Genomic DNA, 17,190 nt, shown 5'->3' on the forward strand with positions numbered 1-17,190 from the left:
GTGTAGCGACCGATGTCCAGAAACGGCCCCACCCGAGGCACCCCGCGAACCGGCTCGCCCGGTTCCGCCCACCCGACCGGCCGAGCGCCGGCCCGCCGACGGCTGCTCGCCGGTGCGCTCGCCGGACTGCTCCTCGCCGCCGTTCCCGCCGTCACCCCCGCGACCGCGGCACCGGCGGCGACGCCCGCCTCCGCACCGGCGGGCTCCGCCCGCGCGGCCCTGCTCGCCGGGGTCTCCGCCACGATGAGCGCCAGCAGCTACAACCAGAACTACGTGGCGAGCAACGCGAACGACGGCAACGCCTCGACCTACTGGGAGAGCGCCAACAACGCCTTTCCGCAGTGGATCCAGGCCGACCTGGGCGCCACGCTGAACGTGGACCGGGTGGTGCTGAAGCTGCCTCCGTCCGCGGACTGGCAGACCCGTACCCAGACGCTGTCGGTGCTCGGCTCCACCAACGGTTCGTCCTTCAGCACCCTGAAGGCGTCCGCCGGCTACACCTTCAACCCGAGCAGCGGCAACACCGCCACCGTCAGCTTCACCGCCGCCAGCACGCGCTACGTACGGGTGCAGGTCACCGGCAACACCGGCTGGCCGGCCGCGCAGTTCTCCGAGGTGGAGGTGTACGCCGCCAGCGGCAGCACCGACACCCAGGCGCCGAGCGCTCCCGCCAGCCTGGCGTACACCCAGCCGGCCAGCGGCCAGATCCGACTCACCTGGTCGGCGTCGAGCGACAACGTCGGTGTCACCGGGTACGACGTCTACGCCAACGGCGCGTTGCGCGGCAGCGTCGGCGGTTCGACGCTGACGTACACCGACAGCCAGGCGGACAGCGCCACGGTCTCCTACTACGTACGGGCCAAGGACGCGGCCGGCAACCAGTCGTCGAACAGCAACACGGTGACCCGTACCGGCACCGGCAACCCGCCGACCGGCAGCAACCTGGCGATCGGTAGGCCGATCAGCGCCTCCGGGTTCGTGCACACGTTCGTGGCCACCAACGCCAACGACAACAACGTGGCCACCTACTGGGAGGGCAACGGCAACCCGAGCACGCTGACCGTGCAGCTCGGCGCGAACGCCAGCCTCAGCCAGATCGTGCTGAAGCTCAACCCGGACTCGGCGTGGGGCACCCGTACCCAGAACATCGCCGTCCTCGGCCGGGACCAGAACTCGTCGAACTTCACCACCCTGGTCGGCGCGACGAACTACACGTTCAACCCGGGCAGCGGCAACACGGTGACCATCCCGGTCTCCGCGTCCGCCGCCGACGTCCGGCTCTCGATCGCCTCGAACACCGGCGCACCGGCCGGTCAGGTGGCCGAGTTCCAGGTCTTCGGCACCCCCGCGCCGAACCCGGACCTGACCGTGACCGGCATGTCGTTCAGCCCGTCCGCGCCCGTGGAGACCAGCACCATCACGCTCTCCGCGACCGTCCGGAACGCCGGCTCGGCGGCCTCCGCCGCGACCAACGTCAACTTCTACCTGGGCTCCACCCGGGTCGGCACCGCGTCGGTCGGTGGTCTCGCGGCCGGCGCGTCGACCACGGTCAGCGCCAGCATCGGCACCCGCGACGCGGGCAGCTACCCGCTCAGCGCGAAGGTCGACGAGTCGAACACCGTCGTCGAGATCGACGACACCAACAACAGCTACACCAACCCCAGCCCGCTGGTGGTCAGCGCGGTCGCCAGCTCCGACCTGGTCGCCTCCGCCGTCGACTGGTCGCCGGGCAACCCGCCGCCGGGCAGCACCGTCACCTTCTCGGTGTCGCTGCGCAACGCCGGCAACCAGGCGTCCGCGTCCGGCGCGCACGGCATCACCCTCACCGTGCTCAACGAGTCCGGCACGGTGGTACGGACCCTGACCGGCTCGTACTCCGGCGTGATCAACGCGGGCGCGACGGTCGGCCCGATCAACCTGGGCACCTGGACCGCCGCGAACGGCAAGTACACCGTCCGGGTGGTGGTCGCCGTGGACGGCAACGAGCTGCCCGTCAAGCAGACCAACAACACCAGCGACAAGCCGCTCTTCGTGGGTCGCGGCGCCAACCTCGGCTACGACATGTACGAGGCCGAGGACGGCACCATCGGTGGCGGCGCCGGGCAGGTCGGACCCAACCGGGAGATCGGCAACCTGGGCGGCGAGGCGTCCGGGCGGCGGGCGGTCACCCTCAACAGCACCGGCGCGTACGTCGAGTGGACCACCCGGGCGGCGACCAACACCCTGGTCACCCGCTTCTCCATCCCCGACTCGGCGGGCGGTGGAGGCATCGACTCGACGCTGAACATCTACGTCAACGGCACCCTGCACAAGCCGATCAACCTGACCTCCAAGCACATCTGGCTGTACGGCGCGGAGGCCGGCCCGAGTGACTCGCCCAGCGCCGGCGCGCCTCGCCACCTGTACGACGAGGCGAACGTGATGCTGAACTCGACCATCCCGGCCGGCAGCAAGATCCGTCTCCAGAAGGACCCGGCCAACACCACCACGTACGCGATCGACTTCATCAACCTGGAGCTGGTCGCGCCGCGCGCCAACCCGGATCCCTCGCGGTACCGGGTGCCGTCCGGCTTCAGCCACCAGGACGTGCAGAACGCCCTGGACGCGGTCCGGATGGACACCACGGGCAACCTGGTCGGGGTCTACCTGCCGGCCGGCACCTACGAGACCGCGCAGAAGTTCCAGGTGTACGGCAAGCCGATAACCGTGACGGGCGCGGGCATGTGGTACACCCGCTTCCAGACGCCGACCGGCCAGCAGAACACCGACGCGGGTTTCCGGGTGGAGTCCTCGGCCAGCGGGTCGACCTTCTCCCACCTGGCGTTCTTCGGCAACTACACGAACCGCATCGACGGGCCGGGCAAGGTCTGGGGTGAGCTGAAGGACGTCGACAACATGACGCTTGACAGCGTCTGGGTCGAGCACACCGTGTGCGCGTACTGGGGGGTGAGCGTCAGCGGGTTGACCATCCGCGACAGCCGCTTCCGCAACACCTTCGCCGACGGGGTGAACCTGACCAACGGCAGCACCAACAACCTGGTCACCAACACCGAGGGGCGGTCGAACGGGGACGACGCGTTCGCCCTCTTCTCGGCCACCGACCAGGGCGCGTCGGTCGGCAACAACGGCAACGTGTTCGAGAACCTGACGGCCACGCTGACCTGGCGGGCGGCCGGGCTCGCGGTGTACGGCGGCTACAACAACATCTTCCGCAACCTCTACATCGCGGACATGTTGACGTACTCCGGCATCACCATCAGCTCGCTGGACTTCGGGTACCCGTTCATCGGGTTCGGATCCAGCCCGCCCACCCAGTTCCAGAACATCTCGATCGTCCGAGCGGGCGGACACTTCTGGGGCTCGCAGACGTTCCCCGCGATCTGGGTGTTCTCGGCGTCCAAGGAGTTCCGGGGCATCCGGGTGTCCGACGTGGACATCGTCGACCCGACATACACCGGGATCATGTTCCAGACCAAGTACAACGGGTCGCAGCCGGAGAACCCGATCACCGACACGGTCTTCACCAACATCTCGATCAGCGGCGTCCGCAAGAGCGGTGACGCGTACGACGCGAAGTCGGGCTACGCGGTCTGGGCCAACGAGATGCCGGAACCCGGTCAGGGCCCGGCGGTCGGCTCGGTCACCTTCAACAACCTGCGGCTGACCAACAACTACCAGGACATCCGCAACACCACGACGACCTTCACCATCAACCGCAACTGATTCACCCGGTAGCCGACGCCGTCGGGAGGTCTCACCCTCTCGGCGGCGTCGTGCCGTGCCGGCCCTCGCCCGCGGCGAACCGGGCGGCGCCGGCCGTCGCGTCGGTGGCCAGCGAGTCCATCCCGTACGCCAGCTCGGTCGCCAGGGCCTCCGCCTCGGGTCGCCCGGCGCCGGCCAGCAGGGCCGCCCGGTCGTTGCGCAGGCAGGTCTGCGGATGCCGGGCGATCTCCGCCGCCAGTTCCTCGGCCGCCGCCCGGGCCTGGCCCGGCGGCACCACCCGGTTGACCAACCCCATGGCGTACGCCTCGTCCGCCGGCACCGCCCGCCCGGTGAGGATCAGGTCCATCGCCCGGCTCTCCCCGATCAGTCGGGGCAGTCGGACCGTGCCGCCGTCGATCAGCGGTACCCCCCAGCGCCGGCAGAACACCCCGAGCGTGGCGTCGGATTCGGCGACCCGCAGGTCACACCAGAGCGCCAACTCCAGGCCGCCGGCCACCGCGTACCCGGAGATGGCCGCGATCACCGGCTTGCTGAGCACCATCCGGGTGGGACCCATCGGGCCGTCCCCCTCCGGCTCCACCCGGTTGCCCCTCGACGTGCCGATGGCCTTCAGGTCGGCTCCGGCGCAGAACGTGCCCCCCGCACCCCACAGCACGGCCACCGCCGCGTCGGGATCGGCGTCGAAGGCGCGAAACGCGTCGGCGAGCGCCCGGGCAGTAGCCCCGTCAACAGCGTTCCGCGCCGCCGGCCGGTCCAAAATAACGGTGCTGACGACCCCGCGACGCTCCACCCGCACACCCACCCCGCCAGCATGCCCCCTGCCCCGCGCCCCCACAATCCTCGTCGATCTTGCACTTTGGGTTGTCGATTTGTGCTCTTAGGTCGGGTTTGTCGCAGCAGAAACCGCAAGATCGGCGGGAGAGGGGGGCGTGGCGGGTTTGTCGTTGACTTCCGGTTTGGGAGGGGGAGGGGTGGGAAGTCGGTAGTTGTGCGAGCGCTATTGACGAAAGTTGAGCAGGACTCCCGGCTGGACCGCGCGGGTGACCGGTTGCAGAAGGCGGTCCTGGGGACGCTGCGCCCGCGGCGTCTGCGGGACCTGCTGCACGGCGTGACGCTGGGGCATCCGCTGCATCCGGCCATGGTGCAGGTGCCGGTCGGGGCGTGGATCAGTGCCGCCGTGCTGGACCTGATGCCCGGGCAGCGTCGGCCGGCGACCGTGCTGGTTGGCCTCGGGACGGTCAGCGCCCTGCCGGCGGCGGTAGCCGGGCTGAACGACTGGGCGGCGCTCTCCCGGGACCAGCGCCGGGTCGGTCTCGTGCACGCCGCCGCGAACACCGTCGGGGTCGGCCTCTACGCCGGCTCTCTGGCGGCGCGGCTCTCCGGGCGAAGCGGCGTCGGCAAGGCGCTCGGCTTCCTCGGCCTCTCCGCCGTCAGCCTCGGCGCGTACATCGGCGGGCACCTCGCGTACAAGCAGGGCGCCCAGGTCAACCAGAGCGTGTCCGAGCTGCACCGGATGAGCGACGGGTGGCACTCGCTGGCCGACATGGCCACCCTGCCGCAGCGCACGCTGATCACCCGAGAGGTGGACGACGACATCTCGGTGATCCTCTACCGGCACGGTGACGAGGTCACGGTGATGCTGGAGCGGTGCCCGCACCAGAGCGGACCGCTGGGCGAGGGCCAGGTCCAGGAGATCGACGGCCACGCGTGCGTGGTCTGCCCGTGGCACGGCAGCGCGTTCCGGCTCAACGGCGGCGAGGTCGTGCAGGGGCCCTCCGGCAACGACCAGCAGATCCTGCCCACCCGCATCCAGGACGGCGTGCTGCAGACCCGCCTCCCCTGACAGCGACCGGTCGCACCCTCAACGTGCTGATGCCGCACAGTCATCTTGTTGACTGTGCGGCATCAGCGTCTGTGGGGTGTCCGCTCCCGCGCGCCGGGCCGGGTGCCGGCCTCGACTGCGGGCGTCGGCCCCGCCCGGGCATCGGCCCTGCTCGGGCCACCGCGCTCGGGCAGTAGCCGCACCGCTCCCACACCGTCGGCCCTGTGCGGGCCACCGCACCCGGGCATCGGCGCCGCTCGGGCCACCGCGCTCGGCATGGGCCGTGCGTGGACCCCAGCTCCCGGTCATCGTCGGCGCGCCGACCTCGACGTCCGGGCCGCGACCTACGCGTGCCGGCTCAACCGCGCCGGTGCCGACCGCCCTGGACGCCGTCGTCGGTGTCCCACTCGCCGACAGCTCCGGCACTGTTACCGGGCAGGGCCAGCGGCGTGCCGGTCGGCGGTGCGGGCGTCTCGGTGGCCGCCGCCGCACGACTGGCGGCCCAGGCGGCGCCACTGCCAGCTCGGCCCGCGGTACCGCTTCGACCGGAGCTGCCGATGCGAGCGGCGCGGCTCTCGCTGATGGAACTGCCGCCGGTTGCACGGCGTCGCGGCGTACGGGCGGCCGTGCTCAACCGAGGTGCCGCCCCGCCCGTGGCGGGCCGCCGGCGCAGACCGAGAACCGCGCCGATCTGAGCGCCGACGATGCTCGCCACGGCCAGCACGGCGGAAACGGCAAGCGGTCGGTTCACCCGGTCGGTGGTGCCGGCCCGGGCCGCCCCGACGGTCATCGTGGGGGCCTGGCCCGTCGACTCCGTACCGCTGGGTGGTGCCTGCTCCGCGCGCTCGGGTGCCGACCGCTCGGGCGTCGGTCGCGCTGCGGGCGGTTTGGGCGCGGCGGGCCGACCGACGAGTTTGCCGGTCGCGTGCGGGCGTGCGCCCTGGTCGGTGGCCTCCGCCGGGAGCCGGAGCAGCTGCCCGGGGCGGATCCGGTCCGGGTCGTCCAACCGGTTCAGCTTGGCGAGTTGCCGGTAGTCGTCGAACTCGTCCAGGTACCGCTCGGCCACCTCGCCGAGGTAGTCGCCCCGGGCGACGCGGTACACCGGCGCGGCCTGGTCGCCGGCGTCCGGCCTGCTGGGCGCGGGCGCGACACGTCCGAGCGGGCCGCTCCCGGTCAGGCCCAGTGGCGCACTCTCCGTGACCCGGGCGGCGGCCGACGCGCTCGGCTGGGCGTACGCCGGACCGGCGTAGACCGCGGCGGCGCTGGCGGCGGCCGGGCTGGCGGCGAGGATCAGGGCGACCGAACCGACCAGCGCGGCGGCTGCCTTCTGCTGGCGGCTCATCCCGGGCAGCTTCGGCGCCGGCCGGCGCAGGGTCTGCGCGCCCAACTCGACGAGGACGGAGAAGGTGAACGTGGCCCACCCGAACCAACCGGCCAGCGCCAGCGCCCGCAGGAAGAGTTGCCCGTCGTCCCGGCTGGTCAGGGTGGTGCCGACCTCGGCGAGGGTGGGCAGATGGTCGGGCAGGGGATTGCCGGCGAAGGCGAGCAGCGCGACCGGCGCGCCCGCCACCAGGGCGCAGAGCACGACGAGCGCGCCGAGGCCGGTGAGGACGCGTCCCGTCCGCCGTACGACGGACCGACCCGATGCGGACATGGCTGCCTTCCTTCCTACGGTCCTGCGGTGATGGCCCGCGCGGTCGCCTCGCCGGTGATGGTGACCTGGTCGGCGAAGCCGAACAGCCCGAGCATCGAGCGGCGGTAGGTGATCGTGAGGCGGACCCGGACGACGGTCTCCCCGGCGATCTGCGGGAAGCTCACGGTGTGGCCGGTGGTGGTGCCGGCGGCGGCGAGAAAGTCGGCGACCGCGTCGCGCGCCTGCGGCTGGTTGATCCGCGTCGGCCCGCCCTCGATCGCGGTGGCCCGGTCGATGGCCTGCCCGCCCGCGCGGGCCGCCTCCGCGGCCAGGTTGTCGGCGCGTTGCAGCGTGCGGAGCTGGCCCGCGCCGTCGAACGAGAGCCCCACGATGGCGAGTACGCCGATCATCGCCACGGCCAGGAAGATGCTGACCCGGCCCTGGTCGCCGGCGAGCGCACGATCGTTCATCGTCGGCTCCGGTAGCGGTCCAGTGGGGAGGTGAAGCTGGCCTCGACGCGGTTCTCGGTGGGCATGCCGGGGATGGCGTTGAGCCGCAGATCGCGGAACGAGACCCGGCACTCGACCGTGACGGTGACCGTCGCGGCCTGGCCGAGGGCGCTGCTGTACGCCTTGTCGAAGCCGGTGATGTCGCCACCGACCGAGCCGCTGAACCTCAGGGTCGGCGTGCCGTCGCAGTTCAGCCCGTGCCAGTCCAACTGCTCCTGCGCCGCCTTGCGCGCCTGCTCCTGGCCGTCGGCCGCGGTACGGGAGATCGAGGCGGCGCGGGCCGCGTCGTGCGCGGCGGCGTCGACGGCCTCCGCCGCGACGGCACTGCGTCCGGCCACCCCGGCCAGCACCATCAGCGCGATGAACGCGGGCGCGAGCACCGCCACCTCGATGGAGACCGAGCCCCGCTCGGCGGTCCGGTTCACGGCGCGGTCACCCGCTCCACCGGTCCGTGCGCGGTCTGCTCGATCGGGAAGTCCACACCGGGTACGACCGACAGGGACCGGCCGCTCACCGTGCAGGTCACGTCGACGTCGCTGGTCACGCAGCTCGGGCCGCCGGCCTTGCTCCAACCCAGCAGCCAGCCGCCGGTGGTGGACAGGAACCGGGTGGCGCTGGCCACCCCGGCACCGTCGGCCGCGTTGTACCGCCGCTGGGCGTTCACCCCGCTCTGGGCGGCGTTCAGCGCCGTGGACCGGGCCAGGAAGACGGCCGCCACCTGGAGCGACCCGAACAGCAGCACCAGGATCAGCGGCATCACCACGGCCAGCTCCACCGGGTTCGCGCCCCGCTCCCGGTCGCCGGCCACGAGACGACGCCGGGCGGCGAGAACCGCCCGGCGCCACCTCGGGTACGTGGCTCGGCGCATGCCGGCTACTTCGGGTTCGTGTGGTTCGGGATGGCCTTCATCCAGTCGTTGGCCTTGCCGAGGGCCAGGCCGGTGACGATTGTCGCCACGAAGACCAGGCCGAAGATGATCACAGCGGTCGGTACCGGGCTGTCGCCCCGCTCGCTGTCCCGGCGTAGCTCGGCGAAGCGCGTCGTCACCACGACGTGCAGGTAGGTGAGGATGGACATGGCGTACTCCTTCTCGGGGGTCGGGTCAGACACGGGCGATGAACGGGTAGACGACGAAGCCGAGCAGCACGAAGACGAGCAGCGCGCCCGGGATGTCGAGTCGGCTGGTCACGCCCTCGGCGCGGGCCAGGTTGTCGGTACGGATCTGGTCGCGCAGCGAGTCGGCCCGGCTGCGCAGGGTCTCGTGCACCTGCGCGCCCTCGCTGCCGGAGGAGCGCATGATCGCGCCGACATCGCCCAGCTCCGGGATGCCGATCTTGTCGGCGAGGTCACGTAGCTCGTCCCAGGGCGCGTGCATCTGCATCTGGGCGATCCGCAGCGCCTCCTGGAGGCGGTCGAACACCCAGCCGTCGCAGACCGCGGCGGCCCGCTCCAACGACTGCACCGGCCCGTGCGCGGCGGAGAGCTGCAACGCCACCAGATCCAGGTAGGTGCAGACGGCCTGGCGGAACTCGTCGCGGGCGGCGTCCGCCTTGGCCAGCACCGACCGGTGCGCCAGCAGGCCGGCGATCAGCGCCATGCCGAGGCCGCCGAGCACCGGTACGACAAGCGGCAGCGAGATGCCGAGGACGAACAGCGCCACCCCGAGCAGGGTCGGCGTGGCCAGCCCGATCAGCGCGGACAGCAGCACCGACAGCGCGTACTGCTCGGGGGTCTGGCCGATCAGGGCGAGTTGCCGGTGTGGCGGTCGCAGCCAGCGGGACAGCCCGGTCAGCCAGTCCAGTCGTCGGGAGGCCGGAGCGGCTACCCGGCCGGTCCCGGGCGGTTGGTGCAGGCGACGCAGCGCCGGACCGAGCGCGGGAGTGGCCGGGACCAGTTCCCGGATCACCAGGAACAGGCCCAACCCGATCGCCGCGCCGCCGGTCACGGCCACGCCCAGGAGCCAGTTGACGATCATCGGGGGTCTCCCGCCGGCCTGGTGACGCTCGCGCTCATGCGACGACCTCCTGCGGGTCGGGCGCCGGCAGGAACCGGGCCGGCCGCTGCGGCTGGCTCATCGAGCGCACCCAGGCGAGCAGGCTGATGAAGGCGACGCCGAGCGCGGCCATCACCAGCTGACCCGTCGCGGTGCCGTACGGCTCGATGTACTCGGTGTTGATCAGCCCGTACGCCAGCGTCGCCAGCGTCATCCCGGTCAGGAAGCGAACCGCGAACCGGGGCTGGGTGCGCTTGGCCTCGATCTCCCGCCGGGTCGCCACCTCGGCGGCCGCCGCGCCGGCGATCGACCCGAGCACGTCGCCGAGCCGCTCACCCCGGTCGGTGAGGTGCAGGATCAGCGCCGCCACCACCTGGTCGCAGACCGGGTCGCCGATCTCGTCGGCGAACGCCAGCAGCGCGGAGCGGGCCAGCCAGCCGGCCTGCAACCGGGCGGCGAGCAGCCGTACCTCGTCCTCGATGCCGGGCGGGACGCTGCCGATCGTGCTGATGATCGACTGTTGGAGGCCCTGGCCGGTACCGGAGACGTCCTTGAGTCGGCGGGTCCACTCGCCGACGGCCTCGATCCGCGCGATCGCCCGCTGCTCCGCCTTGCCGACCGCGAACAGCCACGGCGTGCCGGGCACCGCCACCGCCACCAGCAGGCCCACCACCGGCAGCCCGGTCAGCAGGAACGCCAACGCCCCGGCGACCACCGCGGCGAGCAGCAGCGCCTGGTAGGCCCGCCGCTCGGCGGGCGTCGCCCCGGAACCGCGCCAGAGGCGGCTGAGGCCGGGCCCCGCGCCGGGGCCGGGACCGGCGGGTCGGCGGGTGCCCACCAGGGCGACCACCGCCAGCAGAAGTCCCGCCACGCAGGCGGCCCCGGAGACCACCGCGATCAACTCCAGGCTGTTCCCCATCAGGTCACCGCCGGGCCAGTCGGGTCTGTCGGGGTCGCCGCCACGCGCCCGTGCCGGCCTCGATCCACCGGGTCAGCAGTCGGGAGTCGTACCCCACGCGGAGCAACTGGTCGCGGACCCGCTCGGGCAGGTGGCGGGGGACCGCCCGGCCGTCCGGACCGGGGCCGAAGACCGTGGTGGTGGTGATCCGTCCGGCCTCGCCGGCCCCGATCACCTCCTCGACGTGCGAGACGAACCGGTGCTTACGCCCGCCGATCGCGCTCTCGTCCTCGACGGTGACGTAGACGATCAGGTCGAGGGCGTTGCCGGCCATCCGACGCGCCTGGTCGACGGTCATCTCGCGGCCGTGCGCCAACGCCAGCTCGACGATCCGTTCGCCCACGCCGGCGGCCGTCCGGGCGTGGATCGTGCACATCGACCCCCGGCTGGTGGTCATGGCCTGGAGCATCGGCACGATCTCGCGGGACCGCACCTCACCCACGATGATCCGCAGCACACCCATCCGCAGCGACAACGGGATCAGGTCGGCGATCGTCACCTCGCCCGCCGGACGGCCGTCGAAACCACGCTCGCCGTGCCCCTCCCGGGCCTCGAAGCTCATCACCGCCCGGTGCCGCTCGCGGCGGCGGGCCGGCAGCAACTCCCGGCTCTCCTCCAGCAGCACGTACGGCTCGTCGGGCGGGATCTCGTTCATCAACGCCCGGATGATGGTGGTCTTTCCGGCGCCGGCCAGCCCGGCGACCATGATGTTCAAACCGGCGCGCATCGCCGCGCGCAGGAAGTCGCGCAGCAGCGGGTCGATCATCTCGTCCAGGTCGCCCCGGCTACCGGCCACGTCGTCGAGGCTCACGTCCAGGGTGTTGTGCTTGCGGATCACCGCGTACGGGCGGTGGCTGACCAGGAACACCGCGGCGAGCCGGCTGCCGTCGGGCAGTTGCAGGTCGAGGGTGGGCTTCACGGTGGACAGGGACCGCTCGGTCGCGCCCGCCCGCCGGGCCGCCGCCTGGAGGATCTCCACCAACTCGGAGTCGCTGTCGGCGATCGGCTCGCCCCAGTCCACGCCGCCGCCGTGCCGGGTGATGCGCACCTGGTCGCAGCCGAGGATGTGCACCTCCTCGATGGTGTCGTCGACCAGCAGGGTCTGTAGTCGACCGAGACCGACCAGCTCGGCGGTCACCTGGTCGAGCAGCAGGCGTTCCGCCCCGGCGGCCATCGGTGTGCCGGCCCGGCGGACCGCGTCGGCGTACTCGGCGACCACCTGGACGGCCAGCCGGGCCCGCTCGGTGTCCTCCTCGTCGACGGTGAACTCCCGGCCGCGTTGCCACAGCGTGAGTCGTTCGGTGAGTTCCCTCCGCAGCTCCCGGACGACCTGGAAGTCCATCCGGCGTCGGGGCTCGGGCGGCGGCGTGGCCGTGGGCATCGGCTGCGGCATCGGCGTCACCTGGTGGTGCCGACCGTTCGTCGGGGCCAGCGGCGGCGCGGTGGACGTCGCGCCCGGCGGCTGCTGACGCGGGTCGGCGGAGACGGGTTCAAACCGCATCCGGCACCCCCTGCTGGACCGGCCAGGCCAGTCGGGCCCGTCGGCGTTCCAGCAGCGCCCCGACCGGCACCTCCAGGGCGGTCGCCGCGCGCAGCAGCGGCCGTCCGGCCCGCACCGTCCCACCGAGGGCGAGCACCCCCGCGGTACGGGGGTCGTGCGGCAGCCGGGCGATCACCGGCAGCTTCAGCCCGCGACTGATCTCCGCGCGCCCGTGCCCGTCGCCGACCAGCAGCAGCCGCAGGGTGCCCGGCGGTACCCGGTGTTCGGCGAAGTCCCGCTCGATCGCGGTGACCACCGCCCGCGTCCCGGACAGGTCGGGCAGGTTTGCCCGGCTCACCAGCAGCACCACCGAGGCGGCCCGCAGCAGTGGCCACGGTGGGCCGTTGACGTGCAGTCGGCCGCAGTCGACGAGCACGTCGTAGCCGGGAGTGCCCCGGTCCAGGGCGTTGAAGTAGTCGGCGAAGCGCTGCCACAGCGGGGTGACACTGCCGGCCTGCGCCGGGTCGACCAACCCGGGCAGCAGCAGCCGTTCCCGGCGCGGCGCGTCCAGGTCAACCAACTGGGACCAGAACGCGGTCTCCAGGTTGCCGTCGCGTAGCTCGCCGACGGCCAGCTCCCCGATGCCGCGCGGCCCGTCCAACTGGCCGCCCAGGTAGCCGGCGAGGATCGACCCGCCGGCCGGGTCGCACTCGGCGAGCACCAGTCGGCGGTGCCAGGTCAGGGCGCAGGCCAACGCCGAGGTGGTCACGCCGGGCGAGCCCTTCGCGGACACCAACGCGATGATCGCCATCGTCAGGCCGCCTCGGTCAGCACGACGGCGACCCGCTCTTGGGCGGCCAACGCCACCACGGCGGGTACGTCCCGGATGAGGAGCGCAAGGTACAGCACCTTCTCGTCGTCCGTCGGGCTGACCATGTCGATGACGGTGGCCGCGAACCGGGTGCCCGCCGTGGCGGCCGCCCCGGTGGCGTTGTCGTCCGGGGTGCTGACCAGCAGCACCTTGTCACCGGGGTGCAGTTCGCGGGCCGGCACCTGGGCGGTCTTCAGGCCGAGCGCGATCTGCTGCTGCCCCGGGCCGAGCAGGGGATCATCGGTGACCTGCCCGCGGGTGAGCAGGGTGCCCGGCACCAGCGCCACGGCGGCCCGCTTGCCGACGATCTCGTCCAGCCGGCCCGCGGGTACCGGGTTCAGCCCCTGACCGCCGGCGACCTGCACGGTGATCAGGTCGGCGGCGGTGACCTCGCGGCCCACCTCCACCGGCCGGGCGACCGCGAGGTAGCTGCCGGTGGCCCGGACCGAGGTGACCGCGAACGCGGCCCCCAGCCCACCGAGGGCGATCAGGAGTACGGCGAGACCCAGCAGCCCTGGGCGGACCCGGCGCTGCCGGACCACCTTGGGCGGGGTGACCGGCGCGTCCACCGGGCCGGTCGCGTCACGCGTCGCCACACTCACCGTTCGATCTCCATTCGTGCCTGGGGTGCTCGCATTACCTGGTCACCACTTGGAGTTCGTTGATCCGTACCGGCACGGTGCCGCTGGTCCGGGTCTGCGCGATCGGGTCGCCCTCGACGCCGTTGTCGGTCCACCACCGGACCGTCCAGTACGTGGTGGCGCCCACCCGGTACGTGCCGGCCTTCGGATAGCCGTTGTGGTAGCCGCAGTCCGGGGAGCGCTTACCGGCGTACCTGCCCTTGGCGTCGTACGGGGTGCCGGGGGTGGTGCAGGGGACCTTGTCGCCGTTGCCCATGTCCCACTCGATCCGGTCGACCTTGGCCTCGATGGAGACGGTCAGCCCACGGTCGGAGGCGGAGGCGTGCAGCGGCCCGAAGTAGCTGGCGCTCGGCGTGGCCCACATCCACACCGGAAGGCCCACGAGGCCGGGGCCGATGTCCTTGCGGGGCGCGACCCGGAGGTGTGCCGGCAGCAGCTTGATCGACGCCAGGGCCCGGCGGGCCAACTCCTCCGGGTCCGGTGGGGCGCCGAAGCCGGGCGGCGGCCCGTCACGCAGCACGGTGTCCTGCGCGCCGAGGTCGCCGCCGTTGCAGGTCTGCACGTACCACTGCTGGCCCTCTTCGGCCGGCTTCTGCGGCACGGCGAGTTTGTAGTAGCAGCCGTCGCCGTTGTTGAACCAGCCCAGCAGGTCGTCGTAGCAGGGGATCGTCTTTCCGCCCCACTGGCAGACGCCGCCACCCCCACCGCCACCGGAGTCTCCGCCGCCGTTGTCCCCGCCGCCGCCGGGGTCGCCGGGATGGCCGGGCTCGTCGTCCCAGACGTTGCAGTCCGGTTGGCCGGGCGGGCACTCCACCCCCGGGCCGGCGCGTCGGGCGGCGGCGGCCGGCAGGGTCGTACCGAGCAGCAACAGGACCGCCAGGCCGGCTCCCGCGGCCATCCGGCGGCTCAGCACGGCTGGTCCTGGTGCGCGGTGCCGGAGCTGATCAGCCACCGGCCGTCCGGATAGCGGGTGGCGGTGGCGGTGGCCAGGTGTCTGCCGCCACCGCTGCCCGGCACCACCCGCTGATCCTTGGTGTAGACCAGCCGGTAACCCGTGGCGTCCAGGCAGTCCTGGATCTCCACGGTTGCCGGGTCCGACTCGAGGTCGACAGCGATCACGGCGGGGTCGGATCTCAACGTCCCGGTACGCATCGCGCCGTGCTCCTTAGCGTCGCGAATGGACAATTGCACCCGGGTCAACAGTGGATCAGCGAGAAACTTGGACAGTTCCGGCGCGTGCGGATCGCTGCGCCGACTCGCCGCCCGCGAGGCCGCGAGATATCCGGAGTACGCCTCGAGCGCGGCCTTTTCCGCCGCCCGGTGCTCGGCATCAGAATCCGTTCGCGCCCTGTCGTTCCGCTCCGACGTCGGTCGGTCGACCGCCTCCGGCCCGCTGCCACACGCGTTGACCGACATCGTCGCCACGATCGCCAGCAGGCAGGTTGCCGCTCGCCCGAGCTGCCGTCCGCGCACTGCCGAACCCTCCTCGTGATAGCCCGACGTGGCGACGGGGCGCCGGTGTCGGGCATGCGAAAGCGCGCCCGGATCAATACCTCCGGCCGTTCATTGCGCTTCTGCATTCACCGTTGCGGATCTTCTACAAATGCAAGGTCCCGTGTTGTCCGGTCGTCGAGGTGAGGCTTGCGTCACACCCAAGGGGCGAGCATAAGCTCACGATCGCCGATGCAACAGAGGCAATTCAAGCGAACACTCAGCGTGATGACGGGTGGTGGTGGCGGGTGTCCGAGCCGTACTGCGGGCGGCGACCGGTCGAGGGGCCGCCGGCGGTCTGGTCCCGTCGGCGCGGGTCGATCCGCCGTGCCCCCTGTCCCCCGTGCGGAAGTGGGACATCACGTCCGCATCCCGGCACCCGACCCGCCCTCCGCCGCTCCCTGCAGCGTGCCTCGCCAGGTCCGATCCGGGATGGAGGTGGCCGGCGGTGGACGTCGCTTTCCGCGCCATCCGCCACACCCGAGTTAACGTTCAGTCACGATCCGTGTTCACCTTCTGCGACGACCGTCCGACGATCGGCGGGGTCGACATGGCGCTGACGGCTGAACCGTCCGGCCGACCGGCCGCCTCCACCGGCCCTGCGGCCACCGAGGTGGGACCGGTCCCGGGTGCCGCCCGCCGCCGGCTCACCCCGGTGGCGGCATCCCTGCTCGTCGTTCCGCTGTTGCGGCTGGCTGTCGCGCGCCACGCCGTACCGTCGGGCACTCGTCGCCGGACCGGCTGCGACGCCTGCGGGGCCGCGATCAGCCTGGCCGGGCCGTGGCCCGCGCTCGGCCCGGCGGGCCGGTGCGGCCGGTGCCGCGCCCGGGTCGGGCCGCCGCCCGGCACGGTGGAGGTGGCCGTGCTCGCCGCCGTGGTGCTGCTCGTGTTCGTCGGCCCACCGCTGGGCGCGTTACCGGCCGTGGCCTGGTGGTTGGGTTGGACGCTGCCCGCGGTCTTCGTCGACCTGGTCGTGCACCGGCTACCCGACCGCCTCACGCTGCCTGCGGCCGCCGGGACGTGGCTGCTGCTCGGCGTGGCGGCACTCGTCGACGCCGGGGCCGGTCCGTGGCTGCGAGCCGTTGCCGCCGGTACGGGGCTGGCGCTCTTCTTCGCCGCCAGCACGCTGCTGCTCGGTCGTCGGGGCTTCGGGCTGGGTGACGCCAAGCTGGCGCTCGGCGTGGGCGCGCTGCTCGGCTGGTACGGCTGGCCCGTGCTGGTGTTCGGGCTGCTGCTCACGTTCGGGCTGTCCGCGCTGGTGAGCCTGGTACTGCTTGTCGCCCGACGGGCACGCTGGACCAGTCACCTGCCGTTCGGTCCGTTCCTGCTGCTCGGTACGGCGGGTGCCCTCCTGACCGGCTGACCGGCTACGGGCGCGGTCGGCCGGCCAGGTCGGGTACCGGGCGGCGGGCGTCGGTGCGGCGACGCAGCGCCTCGGCGGTCGGGCGGGCCAGCAGCGGGGTCGCCACGAGCGCGACCAGTGCGCCGAGCAGCAGGCCCGCGGCCACGTCGTGCGGGTAGTGCACGCCCACGAAGACCCGGGAGAACGCGGCCAGGACGGCCAGTGGCAGCGCGACCAGCCCGAGCCGCCGGGAGAGCAGCAGGGTGGTGACCGCCAGCGCGCCGGCGAGGGTCGCGTGGTTGCTCGGGAACGAATAGTCGCCCGGTGGTGGACAGGCGCCCGCGATGATCGCCCGCCCTATCGTCCGGCACGGCCGGTCCTCGTCCACCACCGTCTTGATCCACTCGCTGCTCGCGTACGCCAGGAGCGTCGGCAGCGGCGCGACCAGGGCGAGTGCCCGGTTGTGTGGGCCGCCGGCCAGGCGGCGCAGCGCGGCCGTCACCAGCAGCGCGCCGAGCAGCAGGATCACCCCCTCGGTGGCGTGCCCGACGAACCACTGCACCGGGTGCGGGGTGCCGGCGGCGGTGTCGACGATGTCGCGGTACCACTCGGCGCTGATCTCTGGGACGTCCGTGCTGCCGTTGTCGGCCATGAATCACCTCACCAGACGTTCATACCGCGTTCACCTTGGAGGCAACTTGGAAAACGCGAAGGTGGGGCAACCGAG

The 17,190-nt window shown here is 72.4% G+C and carries 17 protein-coding genes; 3 read left to right on the forward strand and 14 right to left on the reverse strand.

Annotated features, from left to right (window positions below):
* Positions 1-12: 12 nt before the first annotated feature.
* Positions 13-3,723: a discoidin domain-containing protein gene (locus ACN263_RS31095; RefSeq protein ID WP_422737741.1), complete on the forward strand. Its 3,711-nt coding sequence runs from the start codon at positions 13-15 to the stop codon at positions 3,721-3,723.
* A 31-nt stretch (positions 3,724-3,754) separates the two neighbouring features.
* Here the strand turns inward: ACN263_RS31095 and ACN263_RS31100 are convergent, their stop codons facing one another.
* Positions 3,755-4,525: a crotonase/enoyl-CoA hydratase family protein gene (locus ACN263_RS31100; RefSeq protein WP_422737742.1), complete on the reverse strand. Its 771-nt coding sequence runs from the start codon at positions 4,523-4,525 to the stop codon at positions 3,755-3,757.
* Between the two features lie 186 nt (positions 4,526-4,711).
* On the opposite strand from ACN263_RS31100, the gene ACN263_RS31105 reads away from it, so the two are divergent.
* The gene (locus ACN263_RS31105) at positions 4,712-5,566 is read left to right on the forward strand and encodes a Rieske 2Fe-2S domain-containing protein (protein ID WP_422737743.1); all 855 of its coding nucleotides are present in this window, start codon (positions 4,712-4,714) and stop codon (positions 5,564-5,566) included.
* Positions 5,567-5,903: 337 nt separating this feature from the next.
* Here the strand turns inward: ACN263_RS31105 and ACN263_RS31110 are convergent, their stop codons facing one another.
* The 12 genes from ACN263_RS31110 to ACN263_RS31165 are packed head-to-tail and all read right to left on the reverse strand — an operon-like array spanning position 5,904 to position 15,046.
* Positions 5,904-7,199 carry a LysM peptidoglycan-binding domain-containing protein gene (locus tag ACN263_RS31110; RefSeq protein WP_422737744.1) on the reverse strand — a complete coding sequence of 432 codons (1,296 nt, stop codon included), beginning with the start codon at positions 7,197-7,199 and terminating at the stop codon, positions 5,904-5,906.
* A gap of 14 nt (positions 7,200-7,213) precedes the next feature.
* Positions 7,214-7,648 carry a pilus assembly protein TadG-related protein gene (locus ACN263_RS31115; protein ID WP_422737745.1) on the reverse strand — a complete coding sequence of 145 codons (435 nt, stop codon included), beginning with the start codon at positions 7,646-7,648 and terminating at the stop codon, positions 7,214-7,216.
* Positions 7,645-8,112 (reverse strand): TadE/TadG family type IV pilus assembly protein, encoded by a 468-nt coding sequence (locus ACN263_RS31120; protein WP_422737746.1) that lies wholly within the window; start codon positions 8,110-8,112, stop codon positions 7,645-7,647. The genes ACN263_RS31115 and ACN263_RS31120 overlap by 4 nt, the downstream gene beginning before the upstream one ends.
* Positions 8,109-8,555, reverse strand: coding sequence for a TadE family protein (locus tag ACN263_RS31125; protein WP_422737747.1), 447 nt, complete (start codon positions 8,553-8,555; stop codon positions 8,109-8,111). The genes ACN263_RS31120 and ACN263_RS31125 overlap by 4 nt, the downstream gene beginning before the upstream one ends.
* 5 nt (positions 8,556-8,560) lie before the next feature.
* On the reverse strand, positions 8,561-8,764 hold the full coding sequence (locus ACN263_RS31130) for a hypothetical protein (RefSeq protein ID WP_422737748.1): 204 nt from the start codon (positions 8,762-8,764) through the stop codon (positions 8,561-8,563).
* A 25-nt stretch (positions 8,765-8,789) separates the two neighbouring features.
* On the reverse strand, positions 8,790-9,659 hold the full coding sequence (locus ACN263_RS31135) for a type II secretion system F family protein (RefSeq protein ID WP_422740883.1): 870 nt from the start codon (positions 9,657-9,659) through the stop codon (positions 8,790-8,792).
* Between the two features lie 37 nt (positions 9,660-9,696).
* Positions 9,697-10,599, reverse strand: coding sequence for a type II secretion system F family protein (locus tag ACN263_RS31140; RefSeq protein ID WP_422737749.1), 903 nt, complete (start codon positions 10,597-10,599; stop codon positions 9,697-9,699).
* A gap of 4 nt (positions 10,600-10,603) precedes the next feature.
* On the reverse strand, positions 10,604-12,139 hold the full coding sequence (locus ACN263_RS31145) for a CpaF family protein (RefSeq protein WP_422737750.1): 1,536 nt from the start codon (positions 12,137-12,139) through the stop codon (positions 10,604-10,606).
* Complete coding sequence (locus tag ACN263_RS31150) at positions 12,129-12,929, reverse strand: ParA family protein (RefSeq protein ID WP_422737751.1); 801 nt, start codon at positions 12,927-12,929, stop codon at positions 12,129-12,131. The genes ACN263_RS31145 and ACN263_RS31150 overlap by 11 nt, the downstream gene beginning before the upstream one ends.
* Positions 12,930-12,931: 2 nt before the next feature.
* On the reverse strand, positions 12,932-13,591 hold the full coding sequence (locus ACN263_RS31155) for an SAF domain-containing protein (protein WP_422737752.1): 660 nt from the start codon (positions 13,589-13,591) through the stop codon (positions 12,932-12,934).
* Between the two features lie 34 nt (positions 13,592-13,625).
* Positions 13,626-14,528, reverse strand: coding sequence for a hypothetical protein (locus ACN263_RS31160; RefSeq protein WP_422740884.1), 903 nt, complete (start codon positions 14,526-14,528; stop codon positions 13,626-13,628).
* A gap of 8 nt (positions 14,529-14,536) precedes the next feature.
* Positions 14,537-15,046 (reverse strand): hypothetical protein, encoded by a 510-nt coding sequence (locus tag ACN263_RS31165; RefSeq protein WP_422740885.1) that lies wholly within the window; start codon positions 15,044-15,046, stop codon positions 14,537-14,539.
* A 580-nt stretch (positions 15,047-15,626) separates the two neighbouring features.
* Here ACN263_RS31165 and ACN263_RS31170 point away from each other — a divergent pair.
* The gene (locus tag ACN263_RS31170; protein ID WP_422737753.1) at positions 15,627-16,484 is read left to right on the forward strand and encodes a prepilin peptidase; all 858 of its coding nucleotides are present in this window, start codon (positions 15,627-15,629) and stop codon (positions 16,482-16,484) included.
* Positions 16,485-16,488: 4 nt separating this feature from the next.
* On the opposite strand, the gene ACN263_RS31175 is transcribed toward ACN263_RS31170, so the two are convergent.
* A complete protein-coding gene (locus ACN263_RS31175; protein ID WP_422737754.1) occupies positions 16,489-17,115 on the reverse strand; it encodes a phosphatase PAP2 family protein in 627 nt (208 codons plus the stop codon).
* Positions 17,116-17,190 lie beyond the last annotated feature (75 nt).

The organism is Micromonospora sp. WMMD729, assembly GCF_049315225.1.
Lineage (GTDB): Bacteria > Actinomycetota > Actinomycetes > Mycobacteriales > Micromonosporaceae > Micromonospora.